This is a genomic window from Serratia sp. ID 25-353 (assembly GCF_054792795.1).
Map to the genome: position 1 here is coordinate 599,715 of NZ_CM139236.1, position 17,496 is coordinate 617,210.

Below are 17,496 nucleotides of genomic sequence, written 5' to 3' on the forward strand. Positions count from 1 at the left end.
CCGCTGGCTGAAATTTGCGGGGTGAAGCTGTGTTCCCGCGGTATGGGCTTATTATATGGCCGGCACCCCCGGCGGGCGGCGGATCGGGAATGAGTTGCACGACGGAAGGAATGAAATGCATGTTATACGGCGTGAGTTGCCGTTTTAGCGCCGAAAAGCGCGTGAAATGCCGGGGGTAGCACGTGATCTACATCAAAGATATCAACGATTTATTGTTAATCATCGGTGAACGATTGTGGTGAAATTGTGAAGGATGCGTCTGAAAGGCGTAAATCGGCATTGCGCCTATAGAGCGGCGGCAAGCGCGGGACTATGTTATCTGCGATCGGACGAGGTCCGCTCTGCAGGAGTCCATGAAATGAAAAAAACGCTGTTGTTACTGGCCGCGCTGCTGGCGCTGCCGCTGGCGAGCCAGGCCGACGTGTCCATCGGCGTGAACGTGCCGGGCCTGTCGTTGCATATCGGCGATCGCGATAATCGTGGCCACTACTGGGACGGCTATCGTTGGCGCGATCCGCGCTGGTGGGCCGATCATCACCGGTATGAACGCCCGCGCGGGTACTATTATGGCCCGCCGCCACGGGTAATTTACTACGGGCCGCCGCGGCGTGACTGGCGAGATCGGCCGCATTACCGCATGCCGCCACCGCCGCCGCCCGGCTATTACTACCGTCCGGGCCCGCGCTGGTAAGCGCTTACAGGCGCATCAGCTTGCGAAACTCTTTCACCTTGCTGCGGCTGACCGGCACTTCAAACTCAAGATCGCTCAGCCGCAGAATGTAGGTATTGTTGAACCAGGGCACGATCTCGCGGATCTTCGCCAGGTTAACGCAGTAAGAGCGGTGGCAGCGGAAGAAATGCGCTTCCGGCAGCCGGCTGTAAAACTCGGTGATGTTCATCGGCATCACGAACTCTTCCCGGCGGGTATAGACCCGCGTCACCTTTTCATCGGCGGCGGCGTAGTAGATGTCGTTGATGTCGGTAACGATGATCCGCTCGTCTTTGATCAGGTTGATGCTGTGGCTGCCGCGGCCCGGCGCGCTGGTCGGTTCCGCCGCGCCGGCGGGGCGATGATGCAGCGCCTCCAGCTTTTGCAGCATGGTGACGATGCGCGCCTCGTGATAGGGCTTGAGGATGTAGTCGAACGCCTCGATCTCGAACGCTTCCACCGCGTGCTCTTTATAGGCGGTGATGAACACGATCGACGGGCGATGCGCGAACTTGCTGATGTTTTGCGCCAGCAGCACGCCGTCCAGTGACGGGATGTTGATGTCGAGGAAAATGGCGTCGACCTGGTGGGTTTGCAGGTATTTCAGGACGTCGAGGCCGTCCTCGAAGGTGGCGACGATATCGATATTGCTGTGTTTCTTGATCAGGTAGCTGAGTTCTTCCTGCGCGAGGAATTCGTCTTCCACGATGATGGCTTTCATGAGGCCTCCCCGACCGGCGGCGCGCTCGGTTCCTGATGCAGCTTGCCGCCGTTTTTGCTGATGTAGAACGCGATTTCGGTGCCCGGCTCCAGGCGGCGGATATGCAGCCCTTCACCGTACAGCAGCGACACGCGGTGATGCACGTTGAGCAGGCCGATATTGTGGCCTGGCATTTCGTTGCGTGCCACCCGGTCGATGGTGTCCTGGTTGATGCCGTTACCGGTATCCTTTACCGAAATCTTCACTCGGTCGCCCTGATCTTTCACCGCGATCACCACCACCCCTTTCCCTTTGCAGGGCTGGATGCCGTGCACGATGGCGTTCTCCACCAGCGGCTGGATCAGCAGGCTGGGAATACGCACCGAGACGTCGTCATCGATGTCGTAAATCACCGTCAGCTTGGCACCGAAGCGTGCCTGTTCGATGGCGATATAGTCCTGAATCTGATGCAGCTCCTTGCGGATATCGATCAGTTCGTCGTTCAGCTCCAGGTTGTAGCGCAGGTAGCGCGACAGGTTAATGATCAACTGGCGCGCGGTGTCCGGATTCAGGCGAATAGAGGAAGAGATGGCGTTCAGCGCGTTGAACAGGAAGTGCGGGTTAATCTTGCTCTGTAGCGCGCGCATTTCGGCCTTGTCCGCCATCTGGCGCAGGTGCTCGATGCGGGAAACCTCCATCTGCGTGGAGATGATCTGCGACAGCCCGACCGCCATCACCTTCAGCGTGTTGGTGATCTGGTGAGCGTGGCAGTAGTAGATTTTCAGCGCGCCGGTCACTTCGCCTTTTTCCCACAGCGGCACCACCAGCTGCGAGTGGATCTGCGGCGCGGCCGGGTTTTCCAGGTTGTTCTTGATGATGATTTTGCCGTGGCGAATGCTTTCGCGGGTGACGCGGCTCAGCCCTTCGCGGCCGATCGGGTAAGCTTCGCGCCCTACGCCCACGTAAGCCAGCACCTGATGGGTATCGGTGATCGCCACCGCGTCGGCACGGATGTCCTGGCGGATGATATCGCAGATGGTGGCCAGCGATTCGCTGTTGATGTTGCGGAAATAGGGCAGCGTCTTGTGGGCGATATCCAGCGCCAGCTTGGCCTGGCGCGCGGCGATCACCTCTTTTTCATCCTCGACGCTCTGTACCAGCAGCACGATCAGGCCGATGCACACCGTGCCGAGGATCATCGGCAGGGCGATCTGCGACACGATGTCCAGCCCGAGCTCGGTCGGCTTGGCCCACAGCACGATCAGCAGCATGGTGAGGGATTCGCACAGCATGCCGCCGACGATGCCGGCGCGCCAGCGCTGCTCTTTTTTCACCTTGAGGTTGATGTAACCGGCGCTGATGCCGGCGATGATGCTGGTGATAAGACAAGGCACCGAGGTGATGCCGCCGATGTCGATCAGATAGCGGTGCAGCCCGGCGACGATGCCGGTGACGATTCCCACCCAGGGGCCGAACAGGATACCGCCGGCCATGATGGCAATGACGCGCACGTTAACCAGAGACCCTTCGACGTTGATGCCGGAGTAGGTGCTGAACAGCGCGAACAGCGAGAAGATCGCCGTGACGATGCCGAGCTCGAGCGGCGTATGGTCTTCTTTTTGCAGCAATTGGCGGAACAGCCGGGTGCGGGTCAGGAAAAACAGACAGATCAACATCAGCGCGGCGCGATCAAACACCGCCAACAGCATTTCAAAAAAAGGGTGCACGACGGGTTCTCGCTGCGGCCTACGGATGGCGGCAGTATACCACAGCGAAAGGGGCCCGTGGCGTGCGCCACGGGCGGGGGATCAGCCCATGCCGAGCTGCGTTTTGCCCAGCGGCGTCAGCAGGCCGGCGGTGGCGCGGCCGTCGAAATCCACCTCGAAGTCGTCGGGGGCGAAGTCCGGCGGCGTTCTGCCGTCGATAAAGCTCGGCAGCTGGCGCTGCAGATAGGCATCGTTTTTCTCGCAGCCCGGCGCGGCGGCGATGTACATCACGTTGCTGTCGAACTCGCCGTTATGCTCGTTCTCCACCGCGTGGATCACGTCGCAGTGCCAAAAGACCGTGTCGCCCGGCTCCAGATCGGGAATAGGGGAAATCCCACTTAACAAAAGGGGATGCCATTTTTCCGATATCGACAGCGCGCGGCCCGGCGCCGCATCGCACAGATCGTCGTCGGCGACGTCGTCCTGCAGCGCGCGCAGCAGCACATAGGCCATGGCGTTGGCGATAGGCACCAGGTTCAGCGTGCCGGCGTTGGTGCGCTGCGGCGTCAGCGCCGTCCAGCCCTGGAAGGTGCGGAACATCGAGCAGACCGCCGGGGAGGCTATCTCGCGCACCTCGGTGCGGCCGTCGGCGGCGAAGGGGTCGTACTGCTGCCAGTCGCCGGAGAAAACGTGGCGATACACATAGCGGAAGTTTTCGTCCAGCCAGCGCTCGATGGTGCCGCTGTCGACGTGCGGCGACAGGCCCAGCGACGAGGAGTTTGGCGGGCGGCGGCGGGTGCGATCGGCGTAGGTGGCGACGCGGGTCGGATCGAAATGCTGTTTGCCGTTGCTCTCGGTAGCCCACAGGCTGTTGAGAAACACCTGCACCGCATGCATGCGCGCGTCCTGCCGCGCTTCGACCTGCGGTTTCGACCAATAGATGCCGTAGATCTGCGGTTTGCTTGCAGCCAGCTTACCGAAATAGTTGTCTTCGGCGGCATTTTTCAACCGCTCGACGAAGTTGTTGCGCTCAAGGTAGTCGCCGATTTCCCGGTTCCAGCCCTCGGCCTTGGCGCGGGGAAACACGCCGCGAATGGCGCAGGCACCGCGCTGTTTGATCAGCGCTATCTGCTGCTCGTTGACGCGCTGCTGCAGGATATCTTCCGCGTCGATCTGCGGCACCGGATTGTGGCCGGCGGCCAGCTCGCGGCGGATCTGTTCGACCTGGCCGCGGATGTTCTCTTCCAGCGCCAGAAACACGTCGCGGTAGTTCGGCAATGCCTGGCGCAGCTGGCGTTTGACGTTAGCGATCGTCTGCGGAATATCGTCGATGACTAAAGAGGCCATGGTGTTCTCCTCGTGCCGCGTGAGTGACTGCGGCGAGCGGTTGTAGGGAATCGGGCAAGACGTTATGGTTTTGTGGTTTTAACGTGAATGATTATCGGCAACCAATCAGGGAAAATAAAGAGATATCTTTCATTCGTAAATTCCTCTTTTTCGTTTTTCGGAGATTTTATGAAGCTGGTCACTGAACGTCTGCACTTACAGTCGATAACCGCCGAGGATTGGCCGCTGTTTCTGCGCCTGTACCAAGATCCCGAGGTGATCCGTTACATCTCCGATCCGCGCAGCGAAGCGGAGATCCGCGCCCGGTTCGAGGAGCGGCTGCCGGCCTGGGACAAACACGGCGAGCAGTGGCTGTGCCTGGTGATGCGTGAGAAGCACAGTGGAGAGGCGGTGGGCATTACCGGTTTTCGCCCGCAGTGGGTGCCGTATCGGCAGGCGGAAGTGGGATACGGGAGCTTGCCTGCCGGGCAGGGCAAGGGCTATGGCAAGGAGTCGCTGCGGGCGGTGCTGGATTTTGCGGTGAACGCCTGCGGCTTTCACAAGCTGACCGCCACCGTGACCGCGGGCAATCTCGCCTCGCGCGGCCTGCTGGAGTCGTGCGGCTTTCAGCTGGAAGGCACGCTGCGCGATAACTTCCGTCTGGCGGGGCAGTGGTGCGACGACTGGCTGTTCGGGCTGCTGGCGGCGGAGTTTCAGGGCGGCAAATAAAAATATCGCGCCGGGTATCGACAAGCTCGTCGGCGCTGCGCTATGTTCGATATTCGGTCAGTTCGCTGGCCAGCGTCGCTCGGACGGTCCGGGCGCTAACGTCTATCGAGGAATCCCCTATGGCTGATAACAGTCCACAGCGCCGTTTTACGCGCATTGAACGTCTTCCCCCTTACGTATTCAACATCACCGCCGAACTGAAGATGGCCGCACGCCGTCGCGGCGAGGATATTATCGACTTCAGCATGGGTAACCCCGACGGCCCGACGCCGCCGCACATCGTGGAAAAACTGTGCGCCGTCGCCCAGCGAGACGACACCCACGGTTATTCCACCTCGCGCGGCATTCCGCGCCTGCGCCGTGCCATTTCGCGCTGGTATGCCGATCGTTATCAGGTGGATATCGATCCGGAAAGCGAAGCCATCGTCACTATCGGTTCGAAAGAGGGGCTGGCACACCTGATGCTGGCGACCCTCGATCACGGCGATACCGTACTGGTGCCGAACCCCAGCTATCCGATCCACATTTACGGCGCGGTGATCGCCGGCGCTCAGGTGCGTTCGGTGCCGCTGGTGGACGGCGTGGATTTCTTCGGTGAGCTGGAGCGCGCCATTCGGGAAACCATTCCGCGTCCGAAAATGATGATCCTCGGCTTCCCGTCCAACCCGACCGCGCAGTGCGTGGAGCTGGATTTCTTCGAGCGGGTGGTGGCGCTGGCCAAGCAGTACAACGTGCTGGTGATCCACGATCTGGCCTATGCCGATATCGTCTATGACGGCTGGCAAGCGCCGTCGATCATGCAGGTGCCGGGGGCAAAAGACATTGCGGTGGAGTTCTTCACCCTGTCGAAAAGTTACAACATGGCCGGTTGGCGCATCGGGTTCATGGTCGGCAACCCCGAATTGGTCAGCGCGCTGGCGCGCATCAAGAGCTATCACGACTACGGCACCTTTACGCCGCTGCAGGTGGCGGCCATCGCCGCGCTGGAAGGCGATCAGCAGTGCGTGCGCGATATCGCCGAGCAGTATCGGCAGCGCCGCAACGTGTTGGTGAAGGGGCTGCACGAGGCCGGCTGGATGGTGGAAAATCCGAAGGCGTCGATGTACGTGTGGGCGAAAATTCCCGAGCCTTATGCCCACCTCGGTTCGCTGGAGTTCGCCAAACGCCTGCTGGCGGAAGCCAAGGTCTGCGTCTCGCCGGGCATCGGCTTCGGTGACTACGGCGATACCCACGTGCGCTTCGCGCTGATCGAGAACCAGGACCGTATCCGCCAGGCGGTGCGCGGCATCAAGGCGATGTTCCGCGCGGATGGGCTGCTGAAGCCGGGCAAGGCGGGCAGCGCCAAATAATCCTGTCAGGCCGGGCGTTCGCCCGGCCTTATTTTTGCCGTCCCAAGGTTTTCTTCATTATTTCCCCATTATGCTCGACTACGCTGGGTTTTATTTTTGGACAGAGTGTATGAGCAACCGCTACGCGCGATCGCAGATCGTTTTACATTGGCTGACTTTGCTGATGGTGATCCTCACTTATTCGGTGATGTTGCTGAAGGATTCGGTGCCGGAGGCGTGGGTGCCGATGGTCAAAAATTTGCACTTTAATTTTGGGGTATCGGTCTTTGCCCTGATGCTGATTCGGTTGGCGGTGCGTTCTTTCCACGCGACGCCGCCGACCACGCCCCCGCTGGAAGAATGGCAGGAGGTAGGCGCCAAGATTTTCCATTGGCTGCTGTACGTGGTCTTCCTGATGTTGCCGCTGCTGGGCATGTTAACCCTGGCCTATGGCGGCAAATCGTGGTCTTTGCTGGGCTGGCCGGTGCCGCAGTGGGTGACGCCGGATCCGGTGATGCGCCGGCTGGTCAAAACGGTTCATGAGGCGCTGGCAAACGTTGGCTACTTTATCATTGGCGCGCATGCGCTGGCGGCGCTGTATCACCACTATCTGCGCAAGGACGACACCCTGCGCCGCATGATGCCGGGCAAATGATCGCTAGCCGAAACGACAAAGGGACGCTTGCGCGTCCCTTTGGCTGTGTTCCTGGTCAGGCTGCTGTCAGGCAACCATCAACATGAAGGTGCCAACCCAGGCAACCAGCATGAATGACACGCCCATCAAAAAATATTTCACTGAACAACTCCTGTCTGGAGTCCTCGCCAGCAATGATCCCGATTGTTGTGCTGAGTATTTTATGGGCAACCTGCTTGTCGGGCGGATTCTTCCAAGCGAAAGAACAACGTCCTCGAGCGCGGGTTGTCCGGTTGTCGCGCCTCATGCTCCGTGAGGTAAAATCCGAACCGCGACAGGATCGGCGCTAATGTACTCTCAATACTGGTCTGATTTCAATACTGTGTTTTTGATCACAATTTTCGGCTGTCTTTTGCACAGTGCAGACTGTTTTATAACGCTTTTTATGGGCAAGCGACAGGAAGTAGCCTGCCGCTGCGGGTTTTAAAATCGGGGTATTGCAATGCGGTAGCCGGTGCTCAAGCGACGGCGTTGATGCCGGTCACCAAAATGGCCCAAAAAACGAGACAAGACAGCAGAATAACGGCCCAAATATGACGGCGACTCCACTCCATTTTTAGCCTTCGTTGTTGCGACAAGTGATTAGGTAACGATCATATCGGCGCACAATGGGGAAAATTTAGCCCCATCGGATAATATTTCGCTTACCTGCCGCTAACTTATTGGCAAACTTCGCTTATTGTCACGCGCACTTCGTAGCCCAGCAGATACAGCGCCTGCTCCAACGCCTCAACCTTCGAGGCGTAGCCGAGATCCAGCAACCGCTCCATTTGCCCGCCGTTGAATCCCAGCTTGCGTGCCAGCTCCGCTTTGCCGGTGTTTTTGCGCAGCATGGCGTTGTGCAGTTCGATCTTCAGTGCCACCAGCGCCGGCAGGTGTACCCTCAAGTCATCGGTTTGCAGAGGGGAAGGGGCTGGCAGAGGCAGCCCTTCGTCCATCGCGGTGGCAATGGCGGCCAGCAGGCTTTCCTGCGCTTCCAGCTCGACGTCTTCGCGTTTATAGCTGGCCGATTGCCACTCGGGGAAGTCGTGGAAACCGATCTGCCAGGCGTCGCTGTCGCTATCGAAGGTGTAATGGGCGGGGTAGTGGCTGTACATGGCAATCCCTGATTGAAGCCTGAATGAGGCGCTATTGTGACGGCGCGGCCGGCGGATAGCCATAGCTTTGAGCGGAATGGCGCTCAATCGGCATGTTCACGCGGCTTGCGGCGCAGCCCGTCGGGCGGCAACAGCAGGGCGCAGATCATGACGGCCAGGCTGAACAGCGGCAGCCAGCGCGCCACCGGGCCGGGGGAGTAGTTGTTGAGCACCGAGCAAACATAGCACGCCACGGCCAGCGCCCAACCCGGCAGGCCGATATCGTTGAGCCGAAACGCGGTTTTGGCCATAAACCACGCCACCAGGCCAAAACAGAACAGCGCCCACACCATGATGCACAGTAGATACAGCAACACCGAGACAAATTCCTCGGTATCGCCGTGCGCATGGGCGCGAAAATGGTTTTTATCCAGATAGGTCGACAGAAACGACAGCAGCACGATGCCAACGGCGAAGATCGCCAGCGAGAAAACAAAGGGTTTGCGCGAGATGCGCCCACGATAAAGGTCTTTGGCGAGTTGTCCGAGAGATTCCATCACAGTCCGTTGTCGTCATCATTGGCCGCCCGGCGGTGGCCGAATGGCAAGCAGCCGGGCATTTTATCGGGGTAAAAGGGGACGTCAAGGTGATAGTTTTTCTCATTTAGTCGCGGTTGAGATTCCGCGCGGCCGCACCGGGTGTCCTTTCTCCGTGCAAAACGTCACAATTTGGCACGTTTGGCTACCTGACGCGGTAATTGGCGGCATAATCCTGTTTGTTCGCGTTGAACAATGCATTAACATAACTCCCACTTATCTCTTGCATGGCTATATGGATATCCGATGCGTCACCTGGTTGCGCTTTTACCGCTGATTACCTTGCTTGCTGCCTGTAGCAGCACGCCGAAACCCAGTCCCACCGCTACGCCGCAGGGCACCCCGGTAAAGGGCGGCTTTTTGCTGAGCCCGGCGCACAGCGGCGCGCCGCTGGGTGGAGACTTCGCCAATAACCCGAATACCGCCCGCTTTATCGATAAGATGGTACAGGAACACGGCTTTGATCGGCAGCAGCTGCACGATGTGCTGGCGCAGGCACGGCGCCTGGATTCGGTGCTGCGGCTGATGGACAGGCAGGCGCCGACGCCGTCTACCCAGGGGCCAACCGGGCCGAACGGTTCCTGGCTGCGCTACCGCAACAAGTTCATCACGCCGGATAACGTGCAAAACGGCGTGGTGTTCTGGAATCAATATCAGGATGCGCTGCAGCGTGCCTGGCAGGTATACGGCGTGCCGCCGGAGATCATCGTGGGGATTATCGGCGTGGAGACCCGCTGGGGCCGCGTAATGGGTAAAACCCGCATTATCGATGCGCTGGCGACGCTGGCCTTTGACTACCCACGCCGCGCCGATTACTTCGCCGGTGAGCTGGAAACCTTCCTGCTGATGTCGCGCACCGAAGGCGACGATCCGCTCGAACTGCGCGGCTCCTTCGCCGGCGCGATGGGCTATGGGCAGTTCATGCCATCTTCCTTCAAGAGCTATGCGGTCGACTTCAACGGTGATGGTCATATCAACCTGTGGGATCCGGTCGATGCCATCGGCAGCGTGGCCAATTACTTCAAGGCGCACGGTTGGTCCAAAGGCGAGCCGGTCGCGATTCAGGCCAACGGCCAGGCGCCGGGGTTGGAAAACGGCTTCAAGACCCGCTACTCGGTCGCCGCGCTGGCGGAAGCCGGCCTAAGCCCGCAGGGTTCGCTCGGCGATAATCAGGAAGCCAGCCTGCTGCGGCTGGACGTCGGCACCGGCTACCAGTATTGGTACGGCCTGCCGAACTTCTACACTATCACCCGCTATAACCACAGCACCCATTACGCCATGGCGGTATGGCAGCTGGGCGAAGCGGTAGGGCGCGCGGCGCGCGGCGGCTTCTGACCGCTGCTTCTATCAACGAAAAAGGCCGCTTGCGCGGCCTTTTTTACGTTCTGAGCAATCAGAAATCGTAGCGCAGACGCACCACGGTCATATCGCCGAGGTTGTCGGTGCTCGATGTCAGCACGTGCTCTACGTCAACGCGGAAGCCGTAGTCAAACTGCACGGTCACCCCGAGGCCGTTGTCGATGCGCTGGTAGTTGCGGCCGCTGATGTATTCCAGGCGGTCGCCCATAAAGTACGGCATCACCGATTTCACCGCGTACTGGCCCACCGGCACGGTATAACCGGCCAGGTATTCGATACCCCACGCATCGCCGGCGAAGTAATTATTGACGTCGGCTTTCTTGGTGGTCAGGAAGTCGTTGTAGTAACCGCCGCCAAAGGTGAGGGTCCAGTTGTCCGGTTTCCAGCTGATGGCGGTGCCGAAAATGTTCTGGTCATAGCTCTTGCTGTCGCTGGTGGACGGATTGCGCATTTCGGCGCGGGTGTAGTTCCAGGCGGTGCCCCAGGTCAGATCCTGGGTGATGTGGTAATCCACGCCCAGTGAGCCGCCGCCTTTGCGCTTATAGCGCAGGCCGTTCCCCGGCAGGTAGTCGCTGTCGCTGAACAGATACGACGCATAAACGTCCGCATCGCCGAAGCGGTTCTTGTACTTCAGCATTTTGCGTGAACGGTAAGAGCCGTCGTAGTCGCCGTTGATGCCGTTGCCCGGCGCCTGGGCCAACATGTCGTAGTCCCAGATATCGGTCTTGGCGCCCACCACGTCATAGTAAACGCTGTTCTGCTGGCCGAAGGTCATCTGGCCCCAGGTGTTACTTTTCAGGCCGGTGTACAGCATGCGGCGGCTGGTGTTTCTCGCGCCGTCGGCATAGTGATGATCCCAGTCGAACAGCGCAGGAATGTTTACGCCCAGCTCGTAGTAGCTGATCCAGCTGATATCGTCGAACAGGTAGTAGTCCGCCGCGAAACGGAAGCGGGTGCCGCCGTCGAAGCCGTTACGCTTGTAGGAGCCCTTGTCACCGTCGCCCGTCATGTTGTTGAACTGCGGACGGATACTGCCGCCAACGGTGAAGTTCAGGCGGCTGAGCGGATCGCCGGCCTGCGGATCCTGCTTCAGCAGGGTGATTTCCGCCTGAGCGGCGAACGACGCGCTGCCGATCGCCAGACCCAGCGCCACCGCTTGAGTCAATACGCGCAATTTCATTGCCATGTGTTATCCCTGTTTTATGTATGACCGCCCCCATCAGCGCCCCCATCAGCGCCGCCATGCCGATGTTTTGCGCAGAACGCTGCGTTTTCACGCATTTTGACGGTTTTTTTTGGTGTTTTAGCGGCGGGCCGCATTTGTAACATAAACGGTGGGATAAAGAATTACTTTTCTTGCTAATTATTGGCCGGTTTTTGACCATTTCGTGCGGTGAGAAGGGCCGTTTTTCATGCCTCTCGATTCGGATGAATTCATCTAACGCCAAGGTTTATATTTTTCATTTGTCAGTCATTGGCGTCAGCCTGTAATTTTAGTCGTGCAAGAGATAATTAATTTCAGCCTGTCACCGGCGTATTAACGTTAGCCTTTTTCTGCGTAATCGGTCGGCAGGAATAAGCGATTGGGAGGTCGCCATGAGAAATCTGTTCATGTTGTTAGTGGGGTTATTTTCATTACCGGCGATGGCGGCGGAGTCGCACGTTTGTCATTCTCAAGCTTATGATTATGCAGAGGTTAGCAAGCTCAGATTGTCTGATGATACCCTGTTTTCCTGCCGCGGCGTGGGGCGCCTGACGATCCCTGAACTGGCGCGAAAAGGATGGAGGGTGATTCATTTGGCGCAGCAAACCGAATATACCGACTCCGTCGACAGCGACGGTGAGGTTATTAAGCTTTACCAGGAAATCGTGGTGTATAAAGAATAACGCGACGGTAGCCCGTTATTATTCTCACGGCGGCGAGAACCCTATTATGAATGCGAGAATCGGAATCGACGGCAGGGCTGCCGCCGCGATGGTGATGCTATGCGCCATCTGGGGAATGCAACAGGTGGCGATCAAGGCCGTCGAGCCGGATGTGTCGGCGGTGCTGCAAATTGCCATTCGCTCGGGCCTCGCCGCACTGGGGGTATACCTGCTGGCGCGCTGGCGCGGCGAGCGCTTTACCTGGGATCGCGCCACGCTGAGCGCCGGTTTGAGCGTGGGGGTATTGTTCGCGCTGGAGTTCTTTTTTGTCTCCGCAGGGCTGCGTTACACCAGCGCCTCGCATATGGCGGTGTTTTTGTACACCGCGCCGCTGTTTTCCGCCCTCGGCCTGCATTTTCTCCTTCCTCAGGAGCGTCTGTCGCCGGTGCAGTGGCTGGGCATGCTCATCGCCTTTGGTGGCGTGGTGCTGGCCATATCGGGTATGGCTGAGGGAAGCGGCGGGGCCGATCGGCTGAAAGGCGATCTCTATGGCTTACTGGCGGGGATCGCCTGGGGGGGCTCTACCCTGGTGATCCGCACCACGCGCCTAGCGGAGTGCCCGGCCAAACAGACGCTGCTGTTTCAGTTGACGGGCGCCTGTGTGCTGTTGTCGTTGCCGGCGCTGGCGACGGGAAACCTGCATTTCACCCTGAGCCCGGTGGCCTGGTACAGCCTGCTGTTCCAGACCGTGGTGGTGTCATTTTTCAGCTACCTGATCTGGTTTTCGCTGCTGCGCCGTTATCAGGCTTCCTCGCTGGGCATTCTCACCTTTATGACGCCGGTATTCGGCATCCTGGCGGGGGGCGTCATTCTCGGCGAACCGCTACAAATTGAGTTTGTATTGGGTGCTGTACTGATCGTACTGGGGTTAATCGTGGTGAGTTGTTCTTATCTTATTTATTTTGACCGAAGGGTGGCACCAAAAATATAAATTATGGATGTTGATGTACAAAACTACCAAATAAGCTGCGAAAGCCAATTCATTATTCAGCTGCAAATATCCCGCTATGCCTGGGGCGTACCGTTGATTACGCTCAGCGATAACGGTGATTTTACTGTGATACGAAGCCGAGGCTGGTCGAGGTTGGCTAATGGGATGCAATTGGAGGTTTATTATTTTGCCAATAATTCCCTGCTTACTTGGGATAAAAACCGCAAATATATCTCTTATTCAAAGGCCGGCCGGCTCTACGCCTGCGCGCTGAATTTTTCTTATTCCCCCAAAATAGAGCGCTAACCCTCTGGCCATCAGACCAGAGGGACGATTTTCATGATCCACTGCTTGAACGCGAGGATTTTCGGCCACTGCCGCTCGGAGATGGTCGAGGTAAAATAGCAGTGCTCGCAGGGCACGGTCATGTTGGTGAACGGAATGATCAGCTCGCCGCTTTTGATCCAATCCTGCACCAGATTGAGCCGCCCCATGGCGACGCCAAGGTGCCGCGTGGCGGCCAGCACCGCGAGATCGGAGCGGTCGAACTCCATGCTTTTGCTGTCGGTATCCAGCCCCAGCGCAAAGTGTTGCGACCAGGTTTGCCACTCATCTTCGCCGGAGTTGTAGCGATCGTGCAGTAGCGTGCAGCGGGCCAGGTTTTCCGGCGCATCGTACAGGCTATGTGCGGCGGCGTACTGCGGCGTACAGATCGGCACCATCGATTCCTGCATAAAGGCCTCGTCCAGATGCCGCCCCGAGGGCAGTTTGCCGAAGTACATCGCCAAGTCCACGCCGCGGTTGGCCAGGTTGATGATCTCCTGCCCGGTCAGAATGTTGAGATGAATGGTGGGGTGCTGGGCGATAAAGTCGCCGATGCGCGGCAGCAGCAGGCATTGCACCAGAGAAGGGTGCGAATAGAGGGTCAACGTCCCCGTCAGCTCGCGATTTTTGATGTCCAGAATTTCCTGATTCAGCGTGTTGAAGGAGCTGTCCAGCGCCCATTGCATGCGCTCGCCCTCCGGCGTCAGGGTAATTCTGCGATGAAAGCGCTGGAATAGCAGAAAACCCAACTCCTTTTCGAGCAGATTAATGCGGTGGCTTACGGCGCTGGGGGTGATCGACAATTCTTGTGCCGCCAGCGCAAAAGATAAATGACGGGCGACGCATTCGAAAGTATGCAGCCGGGAAAATTGATAGCTGGTCAGCGGGGTGGCCCGCTGTGAATGTTTTTTACTGGGGAACATGCTATTTCTCCGTGCGCGCAATGCGCTAATATTAACACTTAATGGCATGAGTGATAAACCCAAGTTGATTAATATGTTCAGGTTATATATCAGGGCCCTGTTTACTGATTACCGTCATAGATTTTAAGGATTAAGATGATGAGATAACATGAACCGATAAATGACTTGTCTGCTGGCAGACTGAAATTAGAAATTGACGAGGTCTGACATAAACCTGTTAAAGATAAATGTGACGTAGAAGGAGAAACGGTGAAAAATAAGGCCGTTATTTCTTACGCACGTATCGGTCAAGTTGAGCTGTAGGTATGATGAAAAACGGGCTCGTCCAGTGACGTTCACTGACAGACGAAGGGAAAGCCAGTAGCAAGCCGAAGGGAGGCCATTGTGCAGTTGATTTATTTTATGTCGGAATCGTTGGCGCCGGAGAAATTTGCCCGCATCCTCAATCCCGCCGATGCGCGTTATGAGCTGGAGCGGCATTACCTGTTCGGCGGTTCGTCCATGTCGTCGATATCGAGCAGGCACACTATCACACGCAATACGCAGTCCGGTATTGGCGTATCGAGTTACCGGGAAGATAGCGGCATGAAGCGCGGCGTGTTTGACGAACTAAAACGCGGCAGTTTGCTGGCCGTTGATGCCAGTATCGGCGCCTGGAGCCCCGTCAAATATCCGTTTTTCATCAATGCGCAAGGGCGCCTGCAGCGCTATCCCGGCACTGTATTACCGCCGCAGTACCCCGTCGAACGTATAATTCAACGTTATGAAGAGATGATCAGCCGATACGCCGCCAGGCCTAAACCAACTTCCTTGCCCCCGAGACAAAACACCGCTAAAAATCCGCCGATGATGCAGGCGGTGGCCACCGCCGTTGGCTCAAGCCTTACCGTCATCAAAGAGGTTGTTCGCCCAATGAGCAAACAGGCGCGTTGGCAGGCGAGAAAATATCTGATTGGTCGAGGGGAGCGAAGTATCTATCCGGATGCGCGGATTGCGGCGCAACGCCTGGCGCAAAATAACGTCGCGGTGGAAAAGGCCAAGCTGGCGCAGAATGTCTATAACACGACCAACCCGTTGGCGGCTACGCCTGGCGTGCCTGAAGGATGGCGGGATGTGAGTAATGACGGCGGTTTTTTAGAAAAATTGGAGCTTCGCAGGGACATGCTTTTTGATAATGAGACCGAAGCAAACTTTTTGTCGAGAATTTATGCACCGGATAGAGCCGTGTTTGGCGATGACATGAATCCGACAGTCGTCTTTCGCGGATCAAGAATGCCTGAGCTCCCTAACGGCAAATTGAATGCGGCGAAGAAGATATTTATTGATCGTGAACTGCCGGAGATAAAAAATCTGGAAGACTGGACGAATAATTTCAATCAAGGTCGGGGGGCTGAGTCTGAATATTATAAAAAGGCTGTTGCTATAGGTAAACGGTTAGATGGCTCTACAACAAAAATCGATATTTCAGGGCATTCATTGGGGGGCGGTTTGGCTTCTGCTGCATCCATTGCTAGTGGTAAGCCAGGGTGGACATTTAATGCTGCGGGATTGAATTCGAGTACCGTGGAGAAATATGGCGGTTCCTTGGTGGGCAGTGAAGATATTATCAACGCCTACCGGGTGAAGGGCGAAGTTTTGACGAGGATACAGGAATTCGATCTCAGGCAAGATTTTATCGACGTTAATGGCAACCTTGCGTTATTGGCCGCGAAGGAAAAATTATCATCGCATTTGCCGGATGCCGTTGGTGTTAAACACACGCTTGATGGCGGTGTGGGCAATATGGGTGACCGACATGGCATCCAACAAGTGATAGACTGCATCGAACAGGAAAAAGACGACGATATCGCCACAATCGGCCACAGGATATAGAAACTCGATGAGACAAGTTTTTAATGTGTTCGCAGTGTTGTTCATCGCGATTGGATTGGTGCTTACAACCGGATGTAAGGAGAAAGGAATGGACTTGCCGCCAGAAGGTTACTTTACAGGTCAACAGCTTGTATTGGCTAAGGCGATCCGCGATGGGAATATCGGTGACATCAAACGGCTGGCGAAAGAGACGGATCTGAACAGCCCCGGTGAACATGATATGACATTATTGTTTTTTGCCCTGGCGACGTCGACTCATGATAATGCTACGCCGGAACGGCTGCAGATTGCGACCGAGTTGGTAAAGGCCGGAGCCGATCCACTGCAACCTCGCCCCAATGGCGGTGCCAGTCCTGCTGAATGGATGGCAAAATTAGACAACGGTATTTGGTTAAAGGCATTGCTTGATGGGGGGTTGTCTCCAGATGCTCGGGGTAAGGTAGACGAGTTACCTATCATATTTCAAACTTCAAAAGCCAGTAACGCAGAAACCCTGAAGGTTCTGGTTGCATATGGTGCGAACTTAGAAGCAAGAGATGTTCTTGGCCAAACCGTGGTGATGGATGCTTTTAGGTATTCATCATTTGATAATGTTAAGTATCTTCTTAATAACGGCGCTAATCCTAACCCCATAAATAAGAAAGGTGTTTCCTTAGTTGAGATGGTCAGTAAAGAAATAAAAAACAGCAAGGAAGGCGGAGAGTATAACGACGAATGTCTGACCATCAGAAAAATGATAATAGAGCGTGGGGTGAAATGGCCGAGGTCATAATTTTCTGACGCTGTGATAGATAGGGTATGGAAGAAATATTTTCCTGTATTCAAACAAAGGCGAGCCATGGATTTCTATAAATATTGATTGAATAAATTGATAAGACCGTATGTTCGCTATGTTTGCTCTTTGGCCGAAAAGAACCGCGCCCGGTGGTTACCCTCCGGGCGCGGCATTCAGGGAAAAACGGTATGCTTGTCGGCGCGCATCAACGGCGGCGCAGCAGCAGGCCGGCCAACAGGCCTGCACCAGCAATGAGGGCTAACGCGGCGAGGGGGTTTTTCTTCATCATGCTGCCGGCGCAGCTCAGGGCGTCACCGTATTTTTCTTGCAGCGCGCCCGCTGCATAGCGCGTGACGCCTTCGGCCTGCAAACGTTCGTTTCCGGTGACGTCGCCCGCTATTTCCTGCGCTTTGCCCGCTACTTTTTCCATCATGCCATTGGCTTTTTCGCTGTTCATTATGATGCGCTCCTAAGGTTCGATCCGTTTGGCTTCCGCACAGGGCGAAAGCCTGCATTTGCACC

General features: G+C 56.9%; 19 protein-coding genes. 10 read left to right on the forward strand and 9 right to left on the reverse strand.

From position 1 onward, the window contains the following. Positions 1–358: 358 nt before the first annotated feature. Entirely contained in the window at positions 359–691 is a 333-nt protein-coding gene (locus ACYF6X_RS02805) for a DUF2502 domain-containing protein (protein ID WP_025303752.1), read from the forward strand. Between the two features lie 4 nt (positions 692–695). Here ACYF6X_RS02805 and ACYF6X_RS02810 read toward each other — a convergent pair whose 3' ends face one another. From ACYF6X_RS02810 to ACYF6X_RS02820, 3 genes are all read right to left on the reverse strand, one after another. After that, positions 696–1,430 (reverse strand): LytR/AlgR family response regulator transcription factor, encoded by a 735-nt coding sequence (locus ACYF6X_RS02810; RefSeq protein WP_063988923.1) that lies wholly within the window; start codon positions 1,428–1,430, stop codon positions 696–698. After that, a complete protein-coding gene (locus ACYF6X_RS02815; protein WP_063988924.1) occupies positions 1,427–3,118 on the reverse strand; it encodes a sensor histidine kinase in 1,692 nt (563 codons plus the stop codon). Before ACYF6X_RS02815 ends, ACYF6X_RS02810 begins: the two co-directional genes overlap by 4 nt. Positions 3,119–3,217: 99 nt before the next feature. Then, positions 3,218–4,462, reverse strand: coding sequence for a DUF1479 domain-containing protein (locus ACYF6X_RS02820; protein ID WP_130017802.1), 1,245 nt, complete (start codon positions 4,460–4,462; stop codon positions 3,218–3,220). Positions 4,463–4,630: 168 nt separating this feature from the next. Between ACYF6X_RS02820 and ACYF6X_RS02825 the strand changes: the two genes are divergently transcribed. The 3 genes from ACYF6X_RS02825 (at position 4,631) to ACYF6X_RS02835 (ending at position 7,153) form a co-directional block, all read left to right on the forward strand. Then, positions 4,631–5,170, forward strand: a complete 540-nt coding sequence (locus ACYF6X_RS02825; RefSeq protein ID WP_130017803.1) for a GNAT family N-acetyltransferase — start codon at positions 4,631–4,633, stop codon at positions 5,168–5,170. 119 nt (positions 5,171–5,289) lie between these two features. After that, the gene (gene alaC / locus ACYF6X_RS02830; protein ID WP_033648107.1) at positions 5,290–6,519 is read left to right on the forward strand and encodes an alanine transaminase; all 1,230 of its coding nucleotides are present in this window, start codon (positions 5,290–5,292) and stop codon (positions 6,517–6,519) included. Between the two features lie 109 nt (positions 6,520–6,628). Continuing rightward, entirely contained in the window at positions 6,629–7,153 is a 525-nt protein-coding gene (locus tag ACYF6X_RS02835; RefSeq protein ID WP_130017804.1) for a cytochrome b, read from the forward strand. Between the two features lie 66 nt (positions 7,154–7,219). On the opposite strand, the gene ypdK is transcribed toward ACYF6X_RS02835, so the two are convergent. From ypdK to ACYF6X_RS02850, 3 genes are all read right to left on the reverse strand, one after another. Then, entirely contained in the window at positions 7,220–7,294 is a 75-nt protein-coding gene (ypdK, locus tag ACYF6X_RS02840; protein ID WP_099782600.1) for a membrane protein YpdK, read from the reverse strand. A gap of 557 nt (positions 7,295–7,851) precedes the next feature. Further along, positions 7,852–8,289: a type II toxin-antitoxin system HicB family antitoxin gene (locus tag ACYF6X_RS02845; RefSeq protein WP_130017805.1), complete on the reverse strand. Its 438-nt coding sequence runs from the start codon at positions 8,287–8,289 to the stop codon at positions 7,852–7,854. A gap of 83 nt (positions 8,290–8,372) precedes the next feature. Then, entirely contained in the window at positions 8,373–8,825 is a 453-nt protein-coding gene (locus tag ACYF6X_RS02850) for a DUF805 domain-containing protein (protein WP_130017806.1), read from the reverse strand. A 285-nt stretch (positions 8,826–9,110) separates the two neighbouring features. On the opposite strand from ACYF6X_RS02850, the gene mltB reads away from it, so the two are divergent. Continuing rightward, positions 9,111–10,199 carry a lytic murein transglycosylase B gene (mltB, locus tag ACYF6X_RS02855; RefSeq protein WP_063988930.1) on the forward strand — a complete coding sequence of 363 codons (1,089 nt, stop codon included), beginning with the start codon at positions 9,111–9,113 and terminating at the stop codon, positions 10,197–10,199. Between the two features lie 58 nt (positions 10,200–10,257). Here the strand turns inward: mltB and ACYF6X_RS02860 are convergent, their stop codons facing one another. Next, a complete protein-coding gene (locus ACYF6X_RS02860; protein WP_130017807.1) occupies positions 10,258–11,409 on the reverse strand; it encodes a porin in 1,152 nt (383 codons plus the stop codon). Between the two features lie 410 nt (positions 11,410–11,819). Between ACYF6X_RS02860 and ACYF6X_RS02865 the strand changes: the two genes are divergently transcribed. Genes ACYF6X_RS02865 through ACYF6X_RS02875 form a run of 3 tightly spaced genes read left to right on the forward strand, consistent with a single transcriptional unit; the run spans position 11,820 to position 13,386 of the window. Further along, positions 11,820–12,110, forward strand: a complete 291-nt coding sequence (locus tag ACYF6X_RS02865) for a hypothetical protein (RefSeq protein ID WP_063988932.1) — start codon at positions 11,820–11,822, stop codon at positions 12,108–12,110. Positions 12,111–12,156: 46 nt separating this feature from the next. Next, complete coding sequence (locus ACYF6X_RS02870) at positions 12,157–13,080, forward strand: DMT family transporter (protein WP_107227578.1); 924 nt, start codon at positions 12,157–12,159, stop codon at positions 13,078–13,080. Between the two features lie 3 nt (positions 13,081–13,083). After that, complete coding sequence (locus ACYF6X_RS02875; RefSeq protein ID WP_033635406.1) at positions 13,084–13,386, forward strand: hypothetical protein; 303 nt, start codon at positions 13,084–13,086, stop codon at positions 13,384–13,386. An 11-nt stretch (positions 13,387–13,397) separates the two neighbouring features. Here ACYF6X_RS02875 and dsdC read toward each other — a convergent pair whose 3' ends face one another. Further along, the gene (dsdC, locus tag ACYF6X_RS02880) at positions 13,398–14,327 is read right to left on the reverse strand and encodes a DNA-binding transcriptional regulator DsdC (RefSeq protein ID WP_063988933.1); all 930 of its coding nucleotides are present in this window, start codon (positions 14,325–14,327) and stop codon (positions 13,398–13,400) included. Positions 14,328–14,711: 384 nt separating this feature from the next. Between dsdC and ACYF6X_RS02885 the strand changes: the two genes are divergently transcribed. Next, positions 14,712–16,199, forward strand: coding sequence for a phospholipase (locus tag ACYF6X_RS02885; RefSeq protein ID WP_130017808.1), 1,488 nt, complete (start codon positions 14,712–14,714; stop codon positions 16,197–16,199). A gap of 88 nt (positions 16,200–16,287) precedes the next feature. Continuing rightward, the gene (locus tag ACYF6X_RS02890; protein WP_080473369.1) at positions 16,288–16,971 is read left to right on the forward strand and encodes an ankyrin repeat domain-containing protein; all 684 of its coding nucleotides are present in this window, start codon (positions 16,288–16,290) and stop codon (positions 16,969–16,971) included. A 208-nt stretch (positions 16,972–17,179) separates the two neighbouring features. On the opposite strand, the gene ACYF6X_RS02895 is transcribed toward ACYF6X_RS02890, so the two are convergent. Then, entirely contained in the window at positions 17,180–17,431 is a 252-nt protein-coding gene (locus tag ACYF6X_RS02895; protein ID WP_063988935.1) for a CsbD family protein, read from the reverse strand. Positions 17,432–17,496 lie beyond the last annotated feature (65 nt).